This window comes from Rhodoferax sp. ZS1R8, from assembly GCF_056521325.1.
Genome location: NZ_JBWMBA010000048.1, coordinates 1 through 1,704, shown reverse-complemented (window position 1 = coordinate 1,704; position 1,704 = coordinate 1). Strand labels below are relative to the sequence as shown.

3 protein-coding genes and 1 pseudogene are annotated in these 1,704 nt (G+C 58.8%); 3 read left to right on the top strand and 1 reads right to left on the bottom strand.

Annotation, left to right across the window (positions count from 1 at the left end):
• A partial coding sequence (locus tag AC097P_RS23625; protein WP_479612874.1) for a class II fructose-bisphosphate aldolase occupies positions 1-277 on the top strand: 277 nt, incomplete at its 5' end.
• 32 nt (positions 278-309) lie between these two features.
• The gene (locus AC097P_RS23620) at positions 310-657 is read left to right on the top strand and encodes a rhodanese-like domain-containing protein (RefSeq protein ID WP_479612873.1); all 348 of its coding nucleotides are present in this window, start codon (positions 310-312) and stop codon (positions 655-657) included.
• 210 nt (positions 658-867) lie between these two features.
• Here AC097P_RS23620 and AC097P_RS23615 read toward each other — a convergent pair whose 3' ends face one another.
• Positions 868-1,368 carry a hypothetical protein gene (locus AC097P_RS23615; RefSeq protein ID WP_479612872.1) on the bottom strand — a complete coding sequence of 167 codons (501 nt, stop codon included), beginning with the start codon at positions 1,366-1,368 and terminating at the stop codon, positions 868-870.
• Between the two features lie 224 nt (positions 1,369-1,592).
• On the opposite strand from AC097P_RS23615, the pseudogene AC097P_RS23610 reads away from it, so the two are divergent.
• A pseudogene (locus AC097P_RS23610) lies at positions 1,593-1,704 on the top strand (fructose-1,6-bisphosphate aldolase); the annotation flags it as partial.

Here is a 1,704-nt window from a genome sequence, read left to right as displayed (position 1 = left end):
AACCTATGGCGTGCCGGTGGAAGAAATCCAGCGCGGCATCAAAAGCGGCGTGCGCAAGATCAACATCGACACCGACATCCGCCTGGCCATGACCGGCGCCATGCGCCAGGTGTTCGCCCAGCAACCCAGCGAATTCGACCCGCGCAAGGCGCTGGTCGCGGCCAAGAATTCGGCGCGCGGCATCGTCAAGGCGCGCTTTGAGGCGTTTGGCTGCGCGGGGCAGGGTAGCAAGATCAAGCCGGTATCGTTGGAGATGATGGCCAAACGCTACGCCTGACCCACAGTACCAAAACGCTGGACTATATCGGTATGAAACACCTTCTACCGAAAGAAACCTGGGCTCTGTTGCAGCAACAACCGGAGGCGCTATTTGTCGACGTGCGCATGGAAATCGAAGCGCGCTATGTGGGCTACCCACCGGGGGCGGTCAACATTCCGTGGTTCGAATTTCCGGCCATGAAGCCCGACACCGCCCAGTTCGTTGCGGCCGTGTCGGCCAAAACCACCGACCAGAATCAAATCATCGTGCTGATTTGTCGCAGCGGCGAGCGCACCATCGACGCCGGTATCGCCTTGGAAAAGGCGGGCTTTAACAACGTGGTGAATGTGCTGGAAGGCTTTGAAGGCGACCGCGATCACCATCTCCAGAACCGGTAAAAGGAATACCTGGCTGATGCCCTGCACGCAAGCCTCGACTTGCCACTGTGAAGTGCTGTCCACGCAGGTGATGTGATAGACCCCTTTCATCCCGTCTTCGTCGCCCTGATGGCCGCTGTCAATGCGCACAAAGCCAGCGCGTCCATCGGGGCGTGGAGCCTTGCGCACACCAATGGAATTGCACACCGGTTGGGTCTTTGTGAAACTGACTCACAGACGCTGATAGCCCGCGCTTTTTCGCAGGTTGTACAGGTGCGAGGAAGACAGCTGGGACAGGCGTTCGTAGCGCGCATCACCGTAGTCAAAGAAGGCCCGTTTCAGGAGGTGTGTGATGACTGGGCCACAGACTTCCTCATGTGCCTTGTCCATCTCCACCAGGAGCTCGATATCCAGGGCTGTGTACTTGCGTGCGAAGGGCGCTGCAGGGGCCCTGTAGCGCTTGATCAGCGGGGTGCTGGCCAGGCGGTTGGTGTGCCACTGCTTGACCAAGCGCGTGAGTTGGGCGCGGCTGTAGCCGCTGGTGTGTTGCAGGTAGCGCAGCAGCACGCCACGGTCATGTTTGTTGCACCGGGGGTAGTCAAAGCGTTTGAGCACCCGGCTGATGTGTGCGTAGCGCTCCAAGTCGTCGCCGTGGGCTGTAAACGCGACGTCGGCACTGGCCGCGAGAAATTGCTCGACTTGTTCGATCGTGCGAAGCTGGGACTCATCCATATTGATCACCATTTCTGGATGATCAACCCACCTGCCGGTTCACCTCAAATTGCGGCTTCAGGCTCATTCCTGCTTGGAAATACAGGCCCTCGCTCAGGCTCATACCTCATTGGACAAGGCTACCAGTTGACACACTGATCGACACAGTAGTCGGGGGCCGGTTGTTCTGCAAGACCCCAAGCCGGCTTGATGAGCACCCCGTCATGGCTGTGCGCGTCGCAGTCATCCCACAGGAAATCATCCGCAAGTACGGCGATGACATCAAGGAGACCTATGGCGTGCCGGTAGAAAAAATCCAGCGCGGCATCAAGAGTGGCGTGCGCAAGATCGACATCG